Origin of the sequence: Alistipes muris (assembly GCF_943193205.1) — a bacterium.
Classification (GTDB): domain Bacteria; phylum Bacteroidota; class Bacteroidia; order Bacteroidales; family Rikenellaceae; genus Alistipes; species Alistipes muris.
Genome location: NZ_CALPDD010000005.1, coordinates 81,701 through 99,289 on the forward strand (window position 1 = coordinate 81,701; position 17,589 = coordinate 99,289).

At 61.7% G+C, this 17,589-nt stretch carries 11 protein-coding genes; 4 read left to right on the top strand and 7 right to left on the bottom strand.

From position 1 onward, the window contains the following. Positions 1-141 precede the first annotated feature (141 nt). The 6 genes from NFR47_RS04230 to NFR47_RS04255 form a co-directional block, all read right to left on the bottom strand. Positions 142-1,965: an acyltransferase family protein gene (locus NFR47_RS04230; protein WP_275556997.1), complete on the bottom strand. Its 1,824-nt coding sequence runs from the start codon at positions 1,963-1,965 to the stop codon at positions 142-144. Positions 1,966-2,084: 119 nt separating this feature from the next. Beyond that, complete coding sequence (rnr, locus tag NFR47_RS04235; protein WP_251214336.1) at positions 2,085-4,349, bottom strand: ribonuclease R; 2,265 nt, start codon at positions 4,347-4,349, stop codon at positions 2,085-2,087. Further along, positions 4,346-5,458 (bottom strand): M20 metallopeptidase family protein, encoded by a 1,113-nt coding sequence (locus NFR47_RS04240; protein WP_251214337.1) that lies wholly within the window; start codon positions 5,456-5,458, stop codon positions 4,346-4,348. Before NFR47_RS04240 ends, rnr begins: the two co-directional genes overlap by 4 nt. 3 nt (positions 5,459-5,461) lie before the next feature. Further along, positions 5,462-6,427 carry a methylenetetrahydrofolate reductase gene (locus NFR47_RS04245; protein WP_251214338.1) on the bottom strand — a complete coding sequence of 322 codons (966 nt, stop codon included), beginning with the start codon at positions 6,425-6,427 and terminating at the stop codon, positions 5,462-5,464. Beyond that, entirely contained in the window at positions 6,424-10,032 is a 3,609-nt protein-coding gene (gene metH, locus NFR47_RS04250) for a methionine synthase (RefSeq protein WP_251214339.1), read from the bottom strand. The genes NFR47_RS04245 and metH overlap by 4 nt, the downstream gene beginning before the upstream one ends. A gap of 1 nt (position 10,033) precedes the next feature. Beyond that, a complete protein-coding gene (locus NFR47_RS04255) occupies positions 10,034-10,843 on the bottom strand; it encodes a glutaminyl-peptide cyclotransferase (protein WP_251214340.1) in 810 nt (269 codons plus the stop codon). Positions 10,844-11,088: 245 nt separating this feature from the next. Here NFR47_RS04255 and NFR47_RS04260 point away from each other — a divergent pair, with 245 nt between their 5' ends. The 4 genes from NFR47_RS04260 to NFR47_RS04275 all read left to right on the top strand — a co-directional run bounded on the left by NFR47_RS04260 (position 11,089) and on the right by NFR47_RS04275 (position 16,595). Next, a complete protein-coding gene (locus NFR47_RS04260; protein ID WP_251214341.1) occupies positions 11,089-12,414 on the top strand; it encodes a trigger factor in 1,326 nt (441 codons plus the stop codon). An 89-nt stretch (positions 12,415-12,503) separates the two neighbouring features. Further along, positions 12,504-13,175: an ATP-dependent Clp endopeptidase proteolytic subunit ClpP gene (clpP, locus tag NFR47_RS04265; protein ID WP_251214342.1), complete on the top strand. Its 672-nt coding sequence runs from the start codon at positions 12,504-12,506 to the stop codon at positions 13,173-13,175. Continuing rightward, complete coding sequence (clpX, locus tag NFR47_RS04270; RefSeq protein ID WP_275556998.1) at positions 13,172-14,449, top strand: ATP-dependent Clp protease ATP-binding subunit ClpX; 1,278 nt, start codon at positions 13,172-13,174, stop codon at positions 14,447-14,449. The genes clpP and clpX overlap by 4 nt, the downstream gene beginning before the upstream one ends. Before the next feature lie 109 nt (positions 14,450-14,558). Continuing rightward, positions 14,559-16,595, top strand: a complete 2,037-nt coding sequence (locus tag NFR47_RS04275; RefSeq protein ID WP_251214343.1) for a transketolase family protein — start codon at positions 14,559-14,561, stop codon at positions 16,593-16,595. A 279-nt stretch (positions 16,596-16,874) separates the two neighbouring features. Here the strand turns inward: NFR47_RS04275 and ung are convergent, their stop codons facing one another. Next, positions 16,875-17,537, bottom strand: a complete 663-nt coding sequence (ung, locus tag NFR47_RS04280; RefSeq protein ID WP_251214344.1) for a uracil-DNA glycosylase — start codon at positions 17,535-17,537, stop codon at positions 16,875-16,877. Between the last annotated feature and the right edge of the window lie 52 nt (positions 17,538-17,589).

The window sequence follows — 17,589 nt, forward strand, 5'->3', positions numbered from 1 at the left end:
TTGCTAAAACGTTTTAACGGCCCGGAAATCCCTGCCGCCAGCGGATTGCTGAATCTGCGAACCGCACTGGCACGACCCGTAGCCCGTGCCATTCCGGGTTCTCGGCTGCTTTTGGCGGATTGTGTAGCTGTTTATCTATCGTTAGAATATTTGTTTGAAGTCTATCGTTTTGGCGTAATATTTCGCCCCGCCCAAGGTCAGATGCTTGGTATCCTGACTGATGAGCTTATGATCCGGCGAGAAAGCGGCCACCGAGTTCTTGCCGACTGCCGATATGCTGAGCAAATCAATGTACTTGTCTTGCCACTCCGCTTTCAGAAGATCGTTTATGACGAAGAAGTTGGGATTGATCTTGATGGTCTGCTGGAAGTAGTCGGACCGGTGCCTGTTCTTGTAGATGGTGCCGGTGCTGTTGCCGTAATTCTTGGTTCCGATACCCCAGACTTCCGCTTCGGGCCGCAGATTTTCCCAAACATAGTAGGGAACGTCGTGTTTCCAGCCGAAGATGAAGATGCGGTCGCTCCGGCGGATTCTGCCGATATGTTTTTTGTCGATCTGATAGGCATATGACAGGTTTGCCTTGCCGGCCATTTCGGATTCGAGCAGAATGTTTACCCAATCTCTCGCGAAGCTGTTGCCGACGACGAGAACATTGATTTTTCCGTTGTCCTGGGGGAAATCGACGTCGTACGCATATACTCTGTCATTGTATTCGGCAAACATGCTTCTGGACACGTTGTCTTTCTGAACATATAGTTCCGGAATGTCGCGTACTACCCCGGCATGCAGATAGAGAGCCAAGGCAGCTCCGCTGGTCAGGACAAAGGCCAGCAGAAGTACGATTCTCGTTTGCAGGCATAATTTGACTTTCTGTTCTATCCAGCGATAGGTAATGTATGACAGTGTGGGTACTGCGATGACATAGACGAGAACGAAACGCAGCGAAAGGTCGGTCGAAATGTAATAACGATAGAATGCAAGTATCGGCTGATGCCAGATGAAGATGCTGTAGCTGATGATCCCGAGGGTGCAAAATATCCCCCCCCCGGCTTTTTGGAGCCAAGATACCAAGCAGCTTTGCGTATTTTCGGAAACAAGGAAGAAGAGGGTCAGTACTACGGTTGTCAGCAATAAGATATTTTGAGGAATAAAGTAATCGCCTGTGTAGGCAGCGCCGCTGTCAAGATTGTATCCAACCGGCTGTTCGCCGATCTGAAACGCTCCGACAAATAGGATGAGCGATAAAATTGCGAAGCAAGCACCGCTAAGCGCTCCGTGCCGGTAGAGCCGCCCTTGCCGATGATCTGCGATCCACATGCCTGCAAGTCCTCCGAATGAGAGCTCGAAGAATCTGTAAGGCAGTAGGTAGAACCGGTCGCCCGTGCTTACTGAAGGATTAAGGTAAAGCAGCACCGAGAGGGTCGAAAGAGCCAGAAGCGTGATGACCGCATATTTGTCGAATCCGAACCCCATTTTTTTCGAGAGCCGTTTCACGGCCATTACGACCAGAGGGAAGAACAGATAGAACTCGAACAGAATGCCGAGGTACCAGGTGTGCATCAGTGGTTTGAATTCATTGACGGTCTCCCAATAGTTTCTTGTTGTAATGGATGCTAAAATGTTGTTCGAGAAAATATTGGTGGCCACTACCGATTGCGCCAGATTTTCGTAGTCGTCGGGCACCATGCCATAGTAGCCGGCCAAAAGCGAAAGGGCCGCTGCAAGGACTGCCAGCGGAAACAGACGGACCGTTCGTTTTTCCAAAAATGCAAAATAGCGAAATTGTCCGTTCGCTATATCACGAACGACTTTGGGTACGATCAGGAAGCCATTGATGACGAAGAACGCATCCACTCCGAGATAGCCGCTCGCAGAAATTCCCATGTGGTAGAGAACGACGGCCATGATTGCGAACCCTTTCAATAAGTCGAGGTCGCTTCTGTATGTTTTGTTAGGTCGGGTCATTATGGATTTTTGTTCCGCATCTGTCGGCTGTCCGGCGTGTCAATATCGAACAAGTGCCCGAACGAATGCTAAATTATAGACAAAGGTAGCTAAAATTTAGGATAGTCTTCATAAAAGAACTATCGTTTGTGCGGCTGTTCTCGGATAAGTGGCGAAACGGTTATTTTGTTTTTCTTCGTTGCACCATAGTGTGGAACCGGGGCATTTTTGAGCGATGTTTTTTTTGTTGCGGGCAGCAGCAGGTCGAAATCGAGCTGCCGTTTCTGGAGGTCGGCGCGCTTGATGCGGATGCGCACGGGGTCGCCCAGGGTCATGCGGAGCCCCGTCGAGCGCCCGACTATCTCGTAGCGCTGTTCGTCGAAGTCGAAGAAGTCGCCCTCGACGTCGCGCAGGAACGACATGCCCTCGATATGCGTTTCGTCCAGCTCGACGTAGACGCCCCATTCGGTCAGTCCCGAGATATGGCCCTCGAATTCCTCGCCGATACGCTCTTTCATGAATTCGACCATCTTGTATTTGATCGAGGCCCGTTCGGCTTCGGCGGCGATTACTTCGCGTTCCGACGCCCGCACGCAGAGTTCTTCGAGCGTCTGCTTGTCGGCCGACTTGCCGCCGCCGAGGTAGCGCGCCAGCAGGCGGTGGACCATCATGTCGGGGTAGCGGCGGATGGGCGAGGTGAAGTGGGTGTAGCTGGGGAACGCCAGTCCGTAGTGGCCGATGTTGTCGGTGGTGTAGAACGCCTTGGCCATCGAGCGCACGGCCATCGTCGTGACGGCGTTTTCTTCGGTCGAGCCTTTGATTTTTGCGAAGAGCTTGTTCATTTCGCGGGCGACGGCACGGCCTTTCGAGGCTTTGAAAAGGATGCCGAAGCGCAGGATGAACTGGCGGAAGCGGTCGAGCTTCTCCTCGCTCGGGGTGTCGTGGACGCGGTAGACCATCGTCCGGGGCGTCCTGCGGCCGTTGGCGTCGACGCGGTGGCTGCAAAATTCGGCGACACGGCGGTTGGCCAGCAGCATGAATTCCTCGATCATCTGGTTCGATTCCTTCTGTTCCTTGAAGAAGACGCCGATGGGGCGGCCCGTTTCGTCCAGCTGGAATTTCATTTCTTCGCGCTCGAAGCTGATGGCGCCGTTCCTGAAGCGCTGGCGGCGCAGTTCCTGGGCCAGCCGGTTGAGGGTCAGCACCTCCTCGGCGTAGTCGCCGCGCCCCGTTTCGATGATTTCCTGCGCTTCGGCGTAGGTGAAACGGCGGTCGGAGTGGATGACCGTGCGGCCGAACCATTCGTCGAGAATGTCGAGATTCTCATTGAGGGTGAAGACCGCCGAGAAGCAAAGGCTGTCTTCGTCGGGCCGCAGCGAGCAGAGTTCGTTGGAGAGCCGTTCGGGCAGCATCGGCACGGTGCGGTCGACCAGATAGACCGACGTGCCGCGTTCGACGGCTTCGTCGTCGATGACCGAGTGCGGCCGGACGTAGTGGGTCACGTCGGCGATGTGCACGCCGATTTCCCACACCCCGTCGCGGACGCGGCGCACCGACAACGCGTCGTCGAAGTCCTTGGCGTCGGCCGGGTCGACGGTGAAAGTGGTCGTCGCGCGGAAGTCGCGCCGGGCGGCGATTTCCTGCTCGGTGATGCGGCCGTCGATGGTCTCGGCGGCGTGTTCGACCTCCGGCTCGAAGCGGTAGGGGAGTTCGTATTCGGAGAGAATGGCGTGCATCTCGGTGTCGTTCTGCCCGGCCATGCCCAGCACTTCGACCAGCTCGCCCACGGGGCTCTTGCTGCCGGGCTGCCAGTCGACGATGCGCACGACGACTTTTTCGCCCTCGCGCACGCCGGGGTTTTCGCGCTTGGAGAGGTAGATGTCCATCGGCATCTTGCGCGAATCGGCCCGCACGAATATCTGGTGGGCGCCCACCTCGGCCACGCCGACGTAGGGTTTGCGGCTGCGCTCGACGATGCGGGTGACTTCGCCCTCCAGCTTGCCGTTGTGGCCGCGGTGCATGACGACTATTTCGACCCGGTCGCCGTCGAGCGCGTTGGCCGTGTTGCGCTGGTTCACGAAGACGTCGCTTTCCAGCCCCTCGACCCGCACGTAGAGGGAGCCGCTGGCCGTCATGTCGGCGCGCCCCTCGTAGCGGGGCAGGTGGCGGCGCGTGAGGCGGTATTTCTCGCGGGCGCATTCTTCGACGATGCCTTCGTCGTAGAGCCGGTCGAGGACGGCCAGCGTTTCGCGGCGGCCCTCCTTGGTGGCGCCGCCCGAAGCCGACGCGAGGTGTTTGAGCGAAAACTTATTGTTGGGGAATTCGCGCAGCAGGCTCAGAATCATCGAAGCCCGGTCGCTGTTTTTCGTCCGTTTGGCAGGACGCTGTTTTTTTGTCTGTTTCATGGTTCGTTGAGAATTTGCAGGGCCAGGCTTCGCATGAAGTCCGTGCCCGCTTCGAGCGCCCGTTCGTCGGGCGCGAAAGTGCCCGTGTGGGGGCGTCCGGCCGCGGCGCCTACGCCCAGCCGGTAGAAAAGCGCAGGGTAGCGCCGGCAGTAGAATCCGAAATCCTCGGCCGTGGTGCGCAGGGGCAGCATTTCGGTGTGCAGTCCGAGCGCCGCGGCCTGCGCGGCGGCCAGTCCGACCAGCCGGGAATCGTTGACGACCGGAGGGTAGCCGTGGTTGATGCCGACAGCCGTTTTCGTGCCGTGGCGGGCATCGGTGGCGGCGGCGAGTTCGGCGATGCGGCTGTGGGCGGCTGTGCGGTCGGCTTCGTCGAAAGTGCGGAGGGTCCCCTCCATGTATACCTCGTCGGGCACAACGTTGGTGGCGCCCGCCGCTTCGATGCGGCCGAGGGAGAGCACGCGCTCCGGTTCGTTGAGGTCCAGCAGCGCCGTTGCGAGTTCGGCGGCGGCCGCTACGGGGTCTTTCAGCTGGCCGCGCAGAGCTCCGTGGCCGCCCGTCCCCTGCACGCGGAAGCGCAGTTCGTCGCTGGCGGCCATGTATTTCCCGGCGCGGAATCCGAGGGTCCCGACTTCCAGCTGCGGCTCCACATGTTCGCCGACGACGGCCCGGACGTCGCAGCCCTCGAACGGATTTTCGGCCAGCACCAGCGAAGCGCCGCCGGGGTTGCACTCCTCGCCGGGCTGGAACAGCCCGAAGACCGTGCCGCAGAAATCGGGTGCGGCGGCCAGCCGGAGCAGCGTCCCGTAGAGCACGGCGGCGTGCATGTCGTGGCCGCAGGCGTGCATGACCCCGGGATTCCCGGACGCGTAGGGCAGCCCGGTCCGCTCCTCGACGGGCAGGGCGTCGATGTCGGCCCGCAGCACCACGGTCCGGCGGTCGTCGCAGGGGATGCGGCCCTCGATGCGTGCAAGAACCCCCGTGCCGGCTATCGGACGATGTTCGATACCTGCGGCGGCAAGCTGCGCGGAAATGAAAGCCGCGGTCTCCTGCTCCCGGAACGAGAGCTCGGGGTGGGCGTGCAGATGACGGCGGAAAGCGACGGTATCCATTTTTCAAAAGACGGTTTTGGCGATTTCGATGATGTTTTCGGCCTTGCCCATCGGGTAGTAGTGGAGCACGGGTACGCCCGCGGCCTTGAGCTCGCGGCTTTGGGCGATGGCCCATTCGGTGCCGATGCGGCGCACGGCGGCTTTGTCGTCCTGGTGGGCCAGCACCTCGCGCCGGAGTTCCTCGGGGATGCGGCAGCCGAAGGTCTCGGGCAGCAGCGTGAGGTGGCGCACCGTGGAAAGCGGTTTGATGCCCGGGATGACAGGGACCGTAATCCCGGCTTCGCGGCAGCGGCGCACGAAGTCGAAGAAGCAGGCGTTGTCGTAGAACAGCTGGGTCACGATGTAGTCGGCTCCGGCGTCGATTTTGGCTTTGAGGAACTGCATGTCGGCTTCGGGCGACGGGGCTTCGGGATGGGTCTCGGGATAGCCTGCCACACCGACCGAGAACCGGGAGTGGTGGCACACCTCCACCTCGCCGTCGACGAATTCGCCGCGGTTCATGCCCGCAATCTGCCGCACGAGGCCGGCCGCGTGGGCGTGGCCCTGGGGGTGGGGCGCGAACCGCTCCTCGCTCTGCGACTTGTCGCCGCGCAGGGCCAGCACGCTGTGGAGCCCCAGGAAATCCATGTCGATCAGGGCGTCTTCGATGTCGTAGCGCGACAGGCCGCCGCAGATGAGGTGGGGCACCGTCTCGACGCCGTACTTCTTGCGGATGGCGGCCGAAATGCCCACCGTGCCGGGACGCCGCCGCACGACATGGCGCTCGGTCCGTCCGTCGGGCAAAAGGGTCTGTTTGAGCCCCTCGCGGTGGAACGTCACGTTGATATAGGCCGGGTCGAACTCCATGAGCGGGTCGATGGCCGCGAAAGTGCCGCCCATGCCGTCGCCCTTGAGGGGCGGCAGGAGCTCGAACGCAAAGCGGGTTTTGTGCTGGGCCAGCGCGCTGTGGATGATGTCGGTTGCGTTCATAGGTTGTCGGGTATGACTTTGCGCAGCTCGTCGGGTTCGAGCCCGCGGCGCCGGGCGTAGTCGGCGAACTGCTCCTTGTCGACGGGTCCCACGGCGAAATAGTCGGCGTCGGCGAAAAAGAGCCCGCAGAGCGCTTCGCCGGGGTCGATCATGTGGTTTTCGGTGAGCTTCATGGCGGTGGTGACTTCGGCCGCGAGCAGGTCGAAGACCTCGCGTTTGAGCGTGTGGTCGGGCGACGCGGGGTAGCCGAAAGCCATGCGGCGGCCGCGGTAGCTGCCACGGACGACCTGCGCGGGGGCGGGCATCGGGTCGGTTTCGTAACCCCACATTCGGCGCCGGACGAAAAGGTGGACCGCCTCGGCGAAGGCTTCGGTCAGCCGGTCGGCCAGCAGTTTGGCCATGATGGCCGAATAGTCGTCGCCCGCGTCGCGGAACTTGGCGGCGAGTTCCTTGAGCCCGATGCCCGCCGTGAGGGCGAAGCAGCCTATCCAGTCGCCCGAGGGGGCGATGAAGTCGGCCAGCGAGCGGTTGTCGGCGCCGCGCGTCTGGTTGCGCAGCATGGCCAGCCGGTGTTCGCGCCCCTTGGGGTCGGTCACGACGATGTCGTCGCCCTCGGACCGGGCGGGGAAGATGCCGACGACGCCTTGGAGCGTCAGCAGCCGCTCGTCGCGGATGCGGGCCAGCAGGGCCTGCGCGTCGGCGAAGAGCTTGCGCGCTTCGGCCCCCTTTTCGGGGTGGTCGAGCACCTCGGGATAGCGGCCCGGGAGGTCCCAGCCTGCGAAGAAGAAACTCCAGTCGATATAGGGTTCGGCGTCGGCCACGTCGAAGTCGGGGAAGACCATGCGTCCCGGGTGGAGCGGCACGACGGGCGTATGGACGGCGGCGGGCCTGTTTTTGCGCGCTTCGGCCAGCGGCAGCAGGTTTCGTGCCTTTTCGGCGCTGCGGAACTGCTCGCGCAGGGTCTCCTGCTCGCTGCGGATGCGGGCTTCGTAGGCGGCGCGGCCGGGACCGAGCAGCGAAGCGAGTATCTGCGTGTTGCGGCTGGCGTCGGGCGAGCGGACGACCGTGCCCGAATAGACCGGGGCGATGTGCACGGCCGTGTGCATGTCGGAGGTGGTGGCGCCGCCGATAAGAACGGGGATGCGCGACCCGCGGCGCTCCAGCTCCTCGCAGACGTGCGCCATTTCGTCGAGCGAGGGGGTGATCAGACCGCTCAGACAGATGCAGTCGGCGCCCCATGCTTCGGCTTCGTCGGCGATGCGCTGCGGATCGACCATCACGCCCAGGTCACGGATGGCGTAGCCGTTGCAGGCCATGACGACTGAAACGATGTTCTTGCCGATGTCGTGAACGTCGCCTTTGACGGTGGCTATCAGCACCTTGCCCGCCGAATGCGACTGCCCGGCGCTCTGCTCGATGTAGGGGGTAAGGGCTGCTACGGCGCGCTTCATCACGCGGGCCGTTTTGACCACCTGCGGCAGGAACATCTTGCCCTCGCCGAAAAGGGTGCCGACCTGCTCCATGGCGGGCATCAGCAGGCTGTCGATGACGGCCATGGGCGAACCCAGCCCGCGGCAGGCTTCGAGCGCGTCCTCCTCGATATGGTCGGCGATGCCCCGGAGCATGGCGTATCCGATTCGTTCCCGGAGCGTTCCGGCGCGCCATGCATCGGTGGGCTGCGGTCTGGTTTCGGCGTCCTGCCGCACCTGCTGGGCATATTCGGCCAGCCGCTCGGCCGCATCGGGGCGGCGGCAGAGGATGACATCCTCGACCCGTTCCAGCAGCCCGGGCTCGATGTCGCTGTAGACCCGGAGCATCTGCGGATTGACGATGCCCATGTCCATTCCGGCGGCGATGGCGTGGCAGAGGAACGCCGAGTGCATCGCTTCGCGCACGGCGTTGTTGCCGCGGAACGCGAACGAGAGGTTCGACACCCCGCCCGAGACCTTGGCGTGGGGCAGATTCTGCTTGATCCACCGCGTGGCGTCGATGAACGCCTTGGCATAACCGTCGTGCTCGGCGATTCCGGTGGCGACGGCCAGGATGTTGGGGTCGAAAACGATCTCTTCGGCCGGGAATCCGCTGGCTGTGAGCAGGTCGTAGGCGCGGCGGGCCACCTCGATTTTGCGTTCGTAGGTGTCGGCCTGCCCGCGCTCGTCGAAAAGCATCACGACGGCCGCGGCGCCGTAGCGGCGGATTTCGCGGGCCCGGCGCAGGAATTCCTCTTCGCCCTCCTTGAGCGAAACGGAGTTGACGATGGCTTTGCCCTGCGTGACTTCGAGCCCGGCCACGAGCACTTCCCACTTGGAGGAATCTATCATGACCGGCACGCGGGCGATTTCGGGCTCCGAAGCCATCAGGTTCAGGAACGTGCGCATGGCGGCCGGACCGTCTATCAGCCCGTCGTCCATGCAGACGTCGATGACCTGCGCCCCGGCTTCGACCTGCGCGCGCGCCACCGAAAGGGCTTCTTCGTAGTTGCCCTCGCGGATGAGCCGCGCGAACTTGGCCGAACCGGCCACGTTGGTCCGCTCGCCGACGTTGATGAAGTTGGCTTCGGGAACGATGCGCAGGGGCTCCAAGCCGCTCAATATGGTCTCGTGTCTGGGCGTGGGCAGGGGGCGCGGCGTGTAGCCGCCCACGATTTTCTGCAACTCGAAGATGTGTTCGGGCGTGGTGCCGCAGCAGCCGCCGACGATGTTGACCAGCCCGCGCCGGAGGTATTCGCCCACGTCGTCGGCGAACATGGCGGGTGTTTCGTCGTAGCCGCCCATGACGTTGGGCAGTCCGGCGTTGGGATGGGCCGAAATGCGGAACGGCGCCACGGCGGCCAGCCGCTCTAAGTAGGGCAGCATCTGTTTGGCTCCGTAGGCGCAGTTGAAGCCCACGGAAAGCAGCCGGGCGTGCGAGACCGAAGCGCAGAAAGCCTCGACGGTCTGCCCCGAGAGGGTGCGGCCGCTGGCGTCGGCCAACGTGCCCGAGAGCATGGCGGGAATGTCGCGGCCCAGCTCCTCGGAGAGCCGGTCGACCGCGTAGAGCGCCGCCTTGGCGTTGAGGGTGTCGAAGACCGTTTCGATAAGCAGGACGTCGGCGCCGCCGTCCAGAAGACCGCGCGCCTGCTCGGTGTAGGCGTCGACCAGCTGGCGGAACGTCACCTCGCGGGCCGCCGGATTGGCCACGTCGGCCGAGATGGAGGCGGTGCGGTTGGTGGGTCCCATCGACCCGGCGACGAACCGGGGTTTCCGGGGGTTGCGGGCCGTGAATTCGTCGGCCGCACTCCGGGCAAGGGCCGCCGCCGCGCGCGAAATCTCGCGGGCGTACTCCTCCAATCCGTAGTCCTTGAGCGAAATGGCGTTGGCGTTGAACGAATCGGTGGTCACGATGTCGGCGCCTGCCGCCAGGTATTTTTCGTGGACGGCCCTCACCGCTTCGGGCTGTGTGAGGACCAGCAGGTCGTTGCAGCTGCGCAGCCGCACGGGCCACTCGCGGAACCGCTTGCCGCGGTAATCTTCTTCGGTGAAACCGTATTGCTGAATCATCGTGCCCAACCCGCCGTCCAAGAGCAGGATGCGCGATTCCAGGAGCTGTTCGAGCGTCGCGGCCATGTTACTTGCGGATGATTTCGATTTCAAAAATCCGGCTCCAGTTCTTGCCCGTCACGAAGATGCGCTTGCCCTCGGCGTCGTAGGCGATGCCGTTGAGCACGTCGGTTTCGGGGCCGTGTTCGGATTCGGGCAGGATGCCCGCGAGGTCGACCACCCCCTCGACGATGCCCGTAGCCGGGTCGATGATGACGATTTGCTCGGTGGTGTAGACGTTGGCCCAGATTTTACCCTCGATCCACTCCAGTTCGTTGAGGTAGTCGACGGGCTGTCCCTTGTAGGTGACGGTCGTGCGCTTCTCGCGCCGGAAAGTCGCGGGGTCGACCGTATGGATGCGGGCCGAACCGTCGGACATGTAGAGCTTCTGCCCGTCGGTGGTCAGTCCCCACCCCTCGCCGGGGTAGCGGAAGTCGCGGAGCTTCCGCATGGTGGCCGCGTCGTAGACGTGGCAGGTGTTGGCGTGCCAGGTCAGCTGGTAGAGCCTGCCGTCGAGCAGGGCGATTCCCTCGCCGAACTCCGAACGCGGCAGGCGCGCCACCGTCCGGCTGCGTCCTGTGGCAAGGTCGGTCGTCCGCAAGACCGACTGCCCATACTGGCCCGTTCCCTCCCAAAGGATGCCGTCGGCGTACTGCAACCCCTGCGTGTAGGCGTCGGTGGGGTGGGGGTAGGCGGCCTTGATGCGGTAAGTGTATTCGGCGGGTTCGCTCTGCCGTGGGGCTGCCGGTGCGGCGGGCGCGGAGCCGCTGCGGGCGGCACTGCCACCGCAGGCGGCCGGCAAAACAGCCAGCAGGGCGAACATGAAAGTGCTTTTCATCGGTTGAAGCTAATATAAATAATGTGCAAAGGTAAGGATAATCCGGTTAAGATTAGGTACGTTGCCTTGGGAAAATGCGGACAAGTTCGCTTTTGCTTGGCTTTTGGTACATTGGCTTCGCTGAAGATAGTGCGCCTCGGGAAAATCAAACAGCATACTGCATTTGCTTTTCCGCTCGGCTTTTAGTATCTTTGGCCCCGATTGCGAGGAAGAAACGAAAGAAAAATAGATACAATAACCTGACTATGAAGATCGTAAGAGAACAACGCGACGGGGGCAGCTCGCTGCTCCGCATCAAGGTCGGCGAAACCGACTACGCCCAGGAAGTGGAGAAGGCGCTGCGCGACTACCGCCGCAAGGCCAACATTCCGGGCTTCCGTCCCGGCATGGTGCCCATGGGAATCGTCAAGAAGATGTACGGCAAGGGCGTAGTGGCCGAGCAGTCGTACCGCATGGCGTCGAACGCCGCTTTCGACTACCTCCAGAAAGAGAAGATCGACTACCTGGGCGACGTCATCCCGTCGGACGAGCAGGGCGGTTTCGACTTCGAGAACGGCAAGGAATTCGAGTTCGTCTTCGAGTTCGGCGAAGCTCCCGAAATCAAGCTCGACCTGACCGACAAGGACAAGGTGACCTACAACCGCATCAAGGTCGACAAGAAGATGCACGACGACTACCGCTCGAACTTCCTGCGCCGCTTCGGCCGCCTGGTCGACACCGAGAAGGTGACCGCCGACGAAGCGCTGGGCGTGACGCTCGACAACGGCGACATGAACGTGGCCGATGCCTACGTGGGGCTTATCTCGATGTCGGAGGAGGAGCGCAAGCCTTTCATCGGCAAGAAGGTGGGCGACAAGATGGAGGTCAACATCAACGAACTCTACAAGAACCCGTCGCAGCGTGCCGCCGTACTTCAGGTCAAGCAGGACGAGCTGGAGGGCATCAAACCCGAATTCTCGCTCGAAATCACCAAAATCCGTAAGTTCGCCGAGCCGGAGCTGAACGAAGAGTTCTTCAAGATGGCTTTCCCGGGCGGCAACGTGGCCGACGAAGCCGGGCTGGACAAGTTCGTGGACGAAGAAATCGCCAAGGAGCTCGCCCGCGAAAGCGACTACCTGTTCACGCTTCAGCTGCGCGACTATCTGATTAAGAAAGCCGGGCTGAAGATGCCCGAGGAGTTCCTCAAGCGCTGGCTCTACACCATCAACGAGGGCAAGTTCACGATGGAGGAAATCGGCAAGGACTTCGACCAGTTCCTGAAGATGTTCACGTGGAACTACCTCCAGAAGCACTTCATCCAGACGGAGAAAATCGCCGTGTCGAAGGAAGAGGCCGTGGCCGAAGCCAAGGCGCTGGCCGCCGCGCAGTTCGCCCAGTACGGCATGCCCTCGGCGCCGGACGACATGCTGGCCGGCTACGCCGAAAAGATTCTCGCCGACAAGGACCAGGGACAGAAAATCTACGAGAAGCTGTTCGAGACGAAGGTCGTCGAAGCCGTCAAGGGCAAAGTCAAGGTGACGGAAAAGGCCGTTTCTGCCGACGATTTCGCCAAATTGGCAAAGGAGATTTAGTTTTTCGCAGGAAAAACCCATCTTCGGACTTTGCAGGCGTGATGTTTGCAAAGTCCTTTTTTTGAGTGTGAACCGTTTATCCAAGCATTATGTCCGAATTCGAGAAATACGCCCGCGGGAAGTGCGGCATCAGTTCGCTGAAACTTCATGACTACCAGTCCGTCTGCGAGGCTTATGTGTCGCCTACCATCATCGAGGAGCGTCAGCTGAACATCGCTACGATGGACGTCTTTTCGCGGTTGATGATGGACCGCATCATCTTCCTCGGCGCCCCCATCTACGACGATGCCGCCAACATCATCCAGGCGCAGCTGCTCTTTCTGGAGTCGGTCGACCCCGAGAAAGACATTCAGATTTATATCAATTCGCCCGGCGGGTCGGTCTCGGCGGGGTTGGGCATCTACGACACCATGCAGCTCGTGGCGTCCGACGTGGCAACCATCTGCACCGGGCTCGCCGCTTCGATGGGTGCCGTGCTGCTCACGGCCGGGGCTCCCGGCAAGCGTTCGGCGCTGCCCCATTCGCGGGTGATGATCCACCAGCCGCTGGGCGGGGCGCAGGGGCAGGCCTCCGACATCGAGATCACGGCGCGCGAAATCATGAAGACCAAGCGCGAGCTGTACGAGATTCTTGCGGCCCATTCGGGCGTCTCGGTCAAGAAAATCGAGCGCGACGCCGACCGCGACTACTGGCTTTCGGCCCGCGAAGCCCGCGACTACGGGCTCATCGACGAAGTGCTCTCCAAACGTGAAAAACAATGACGCAAAACCGACACAACGGCCGCCACGGCGGCGATAACCCCAACGACTGCTGCTCGTTCTGCGGCGCGCGGCGCGACGACGTGGAGCTGATGTTCCAGGGCTCCGACGGTGCCAACATCTGCAACAAGTGCATCGAGAACGGCTACAAGATTCTGGAGGACAACAACCTTTTCGCCGAGCGGCACCAGGGTGCGGCGGCTCCGTTCCGCAGGGAGGACCTGCTGAAGCCTGCGCAAATCAAGGATTTCCTCGACCAGTACGTCATCGGGCAGGACGCCGCCAAGCGTTATCTTTCCGTGGCGGTCTACAACCATTATAAGCGCCTTTTGTTCCCCTCCAAGGAGAACGAGGTCGAAATCGACAAGTCGAACGTCGTGCTCGTAGGTCCTACGGGTACGGGCAAGACCCTCATGGCCCGGACCATCGCCCGGCTGCTGAAAGTGCCTTTCACCATCGTCGACGCTACGGTGCTCACCGAGGCCGGGTATGTCGGCGAGGACGTCGAGAGCATCCTCTCGCGGCTGTTGCAGGTAGCCGACTACAATGTGGAGCTGGCCGAGCGGGGCATCGTCTTCATCGACGAAATCGACAAGATAGCCCGCAAGGGCGACAACCCCTCCATCACGCGCGACGTTTCGGGCGAGGGCGTGCAGCAGGCGCTGCTCAAGCTCCTGGAGGGGACTGTGGTCAACGTGCCGCCGCAGGGCGGGCGCAAGCACCCCGACCAGAAATTCATCCAGGTCAACACGCGCAACATCCTCTTCATCTGCGGCGGGGCGTTCGACGGCATCGAACGCAAGATCGCCCAGCGGCTCAACACCCGGGCCGTGGGCTACGGCCGCAGCGAAAGTTCGCGCATCGACCGCAGCAACCTGATGCAGTACGTCACGCCGCAGGACCTCAAGTCGTTCGGGCTCATTCCCGAGCTGGTGGGGCGTCTGCCGGTGCTGACCTACATGCAGCCGCTCGACCGCGAGGCCCTGCGCCGGATTCTGACCGAGCCCAAGAACGCCATCGTCAAGCAGTACGAGCGGCTCTTCGAGCTGGACGGCGTGAAGCTGAAGTTCGACGACGAGGCACTGGGCTACATCGTCGACAAGGCTGTGGAGTTCAAGCTCGGAGCCCGCGGCCTGCGCTCGATTTGCGAAGCGGTCATGATGGACGCCATGTTCGACCTGCCTTCGGGCGACCAGTCGCGCTTCACGGTCACACGCCCCTACGCGACGCAAAAAATCGAGCAGGCGAATATCTGCCCGCTCAAACAGGTGGGATAGCCGCGGATTTATTGCCTTCACAAACCCCGGCAGGCTCAAATAAATTTGGTACTGCATCCGATTTGCGTTATCTTTGTTAGCGGAAAAATATCTAACAGCAATAATACCTATGTCTACGAATTCCAAACTTACGCGTGTCGCCGACAACATCCGTGTCCTGTCGGCCGCCATGGTCGAGAAAGCCAAGTCGGGGCACCCGGGCGGTGCCATGGGCGGTGCCGATTTCGTGGCCGTGCTCTTCACCGAGTTCCTGCGCTACGACCCCGACAACATGGCCTACCCCTACCGCGACCGGTTCTTTCTCGACCCGGGCCACATGTCGCCGATGCTCTATTCGACGCTGGCCCTGGCCGGGCATTATTCGGCCGAGGACCTGCAGTCGCTGCGGCAGTGGGGCAGCGTGACCCCCGGCCACCCCGAGGTGGATGTGATGCGCGGAGTGGAAAATACCTCCGGCCCGTTGGGACAGGGGCATGCCATGGCGTTGGGCGCTGCCATTGCCGAGCGCTTCATGGTGGCCCGTTTCGGCGAGTGGATGGCCCACAAGACTTACGCCTATATCTCCGACGGCGGTGTCGAGGAGGAAATTTCGCAGGGGGTGGGCCGCATCGCCGGGCACCTGGGGCTCGCGAATTTCATCATGTACTACGATTCCAACAACATCCAGCTCTCGACCAAGGTCGAGGAGGTCGACACCGAGAACGTCGCCCAGAAGTACGAGGCTTGGGGTTGGAACGTGCTGACGGTCGACGGGCACGACATCGACAAGCTGCGCGAAGCGCTCGTCGTGGCCCATTCCGAGACCGAGCGGCCGACGCTCATCATCGGCCGCACGACGATGGGCAAGGGGGCTGTGGCCGCCGACGGGTCGTGCTACGAGGACAAGGTTTCGACCCACGGACAGCCGCTGTCGGCCGCCGGAGCCGATCTGGCCGCCACCATCCGCAACCTCGGCGGCGACCCCGAGCAGCCGTTCGCGTTCTTCGAGGAGAGCCGCGAGGTGTTCGGCGCCCGCCGTGAAGCGCTCAAGACATGGGTCGCCGAGCAGGCCAAGGTCGAAAAGTCGTGGCGTCAGTCGCACAAGGAGCTGGCGCACAAGCTCGATAAGTTCCTCAAGGGCGAGCTGCCCGAAATCGACTACAAGGCGGTCGACATGAAAGCCGACGTCGCTACGCGTGCCGCTTCGGCGACCGTGCTGAGCCTCTATGGCGAGAAAGTCGAGAACATGATCGTCGCTTCGGCCGACCTCTCCAATTCGGACAAGACCGACGGTTTCCTTAAGAAGACCAAGGCTTTCACCAAGGGCGATTTCTCGGGCAAGTTCTTCCAGGCAGGTGTCTCGGAGCTGACGATGGCTTGCGTGATGAACGGTATGGCGCTGCACGGCGGTGTCATCCCCGCTTGCGGAACGTTCTTCGTCTTCTCCGACTACATGAAACCTGCCGTGCGTCTGGCGGCGTTGATGCGCCTGCACGTCGTCTATATCTGGACCCACGATTCGTTCCGCGTCGGCGAGGACGGTCCTACGCACCAGCCCATCGAGCACGAAGCGCAGATTCGCTTGATGGAGCACCTCAAGAACCACCACGGCGAGCGTTCGATGGTCGTTCTGCGTCCCGCCGACGGCGAGGAGACGCTGATGGCGTGGAAGACCGCCATCGAGGAGCACCGCCCCGTGGCGTTGGTGCTTTCGCGTCAGAATATCAAGAATTTGCCGACGCTCAGCAGCAAGACCCGCCGCGAGGAAGCCGCGCAGGTTTCCAAGGGCGGTTACGTGGTCATGGACGCCGCCAAACCTGCCGCCGTGTTGGTGGCTACCGGTTCGGAGGTCGCTACGCTCGTCGAGGGCGCCGAGCTGCTGGCCAGGGAGGGTATCGCCGTCCGCGTGGTCAACGTGCCGTCGGAGGGTCTTTTCCGCGACCAGCCCAAGTCTTACCAGGAAAGTGTGTTGCCCGCAGGTATCGTGCGTTATGGTCTGACTTCCGGCCTGCCCGTCAACTTGCTCGGTCTGGTCGGCGATTCCGGGTTCATCCATGGGCTCGACCACTTCGGTTTCTCGGCGCCTTACAAGGTGCTCGACGAGAAGTTCGGGTTCAACGGTGAAACCGTCGCCGCCGAAGTCAAGAATTTGTTGAAGAAGAAATAGTTCTTCGGCGGCAACATCTTTTTAGTGCCGCCGGGGTTGGAAGATTGGGTTTCGGCGGCAACATCTTTGGGTCGCCGCCGGGGTTGGAAGATTGGGTTTCGGCGGCAGCGTCTTTGGGTCGCCGCCGAAGTTGGAAGATAGTTTTCCGGCGGTAGCGTTTAGTGCCGCTGATATTCCGGATAGTAAAATCCCGGGCCGTTGAGGTCCGGGATTTTTGTTCGCATCAGCCTTGTGCCGGCTGTCATTCTGAGCGTTAGCGAAGAATCTAAAACGGGATGCCTACCACACGATAGGTTCCTTGCCTGCCGAGCGGAGGTATTCATTGGCGCGCGAGAAGTGGCGGCAGCCGAAGAATCCTCGGTAGACCGAGAGCGGCGAGGGGTGCACGGCCTTGAGAATGCAGTTGCGGGCCGGGTCGGCAATGGCGCCCTTGCGTTGGGCGTAGCTGCCCCAAAGCATGTAGACGATTCCTTCCTTGCGTTCGTTGATGGCCCGTACCACCGCATCCGTAAAGGTCTCCCAGCCGTGGCCTGCGTGCGAGGCCGCTTCGTGGGCCCGCACCGTCAGTACGGCGTTGAGCAGCAGGACGCCCTGTTCGGCCCAGCGGTCGAGGTTGCCTGTCGGGGGTACGGGGGTTCCCGTGTCGTCGTGTACCTCTTGGAAGATATTTTGCAGCGAGGGCGGAAAGGGCACTCCGTCGCCTACCGAGAAGCAGAGCCCGTTGGCCTGCCCGGGGCCGTGGTAGGGATCCTGCCCGATGATGACCACCTTGAGCCGCTCGAACGGGCATTTGTCGAACGCCCGGAAGATGTTGCTGCCGCGCGGGTAGATGCGGCGCAGGGCGTATTCCTGCCGTACGAAGTCGGTCAGTTCGCGGAAATAGGGTTTCTCGAATTCGGGTGCCAGCAGTTCTTTCCAGTCGGCGGCGATTTTCACGTCCATCTTCTGCGGGTTTGAAATTTCGGTAAATATACTGAAAAGTTCGCAGAATCCT

Excerpts from the sequence above, each read along its gene's own strand:
- clpP (WP_251214342.1), top strand. The coding sequence starts at position 12,504 with ATGTCCGAATTCGAGAAATACGCCCGCGGGAAGTGCGGCATCAGTTCG.
- NFR47_RS04240 (WP_251214337.1), bottom strand. The coding sequence starts at position 5,458 with ATGGATACCGTCGCTTTCCGCCGTCATCTGCACGCCCACCCCGAGCTC.
- NFR47_RS04275 (WP_251214343.1), top strand. The coding sequence starts at position 14,559 with ATGTCTACGAATTCCAAACTTACGCGTGTCGCCGACAACATCCGTGTC.
- NFR47_RS04255 (WP_251214340.1), bottom strand. The coding sequence starts at position 10,843 with ATGAAAAGCACTTTCATGTTCGCCCTGCTGGCTGTTTTGCCGGCCGCC.
- metH (WP_251214339.1), bottom strand. The coding sequence starts at position 10,032 with ATGGCCGCGACGCTCGAACAGCTCCTGGAATCGCGCATCCTGCTCTTG.
- NFR47_RS04230 (WP_275556997.1), bottom strand. The coding sequence starts at position 1,965 with ATGACCCGACCTAACAAAACATACAGAAGCGACCTCGACTTATTGAAA.
- NFR47_RS04260 (WP_251214341.1), top strand. The coding sequence starts at position 11,089 with ATGAAGATCGTAAGAGAACAACGCGACGGGGGCAGCTCGCTGCTCCGC.
- NFR47_RS04245 (WP_251214338.1), bottom strand. The coding sequence starts at position 6,427 with ATGAACGCAACCGACATCATCCACAGCGCGCTGGCCCAGCACAAAACC.
- ung (WP_251214344.1), bottom strand. The coding sequence starts at position 17,537 with ATGGACGTGAAAATCGCCGCCGACTGGAAAGAACTGCTGGCACCCGAA.
- rnr (WP_251214336.1), bottom strand. The coding sequence starts at position 4,349 with ATGAAACAGACAAAAAAACAGCGTCCTGCCAAACGGACGAAAAACAGC.
- clpX (WP_275556998.1), top strand. The coding sequence starts at position 13,172 with ATGACGCAAAACCGACACAACGGCCGCCACGGCGGCGATAACCCCAAC.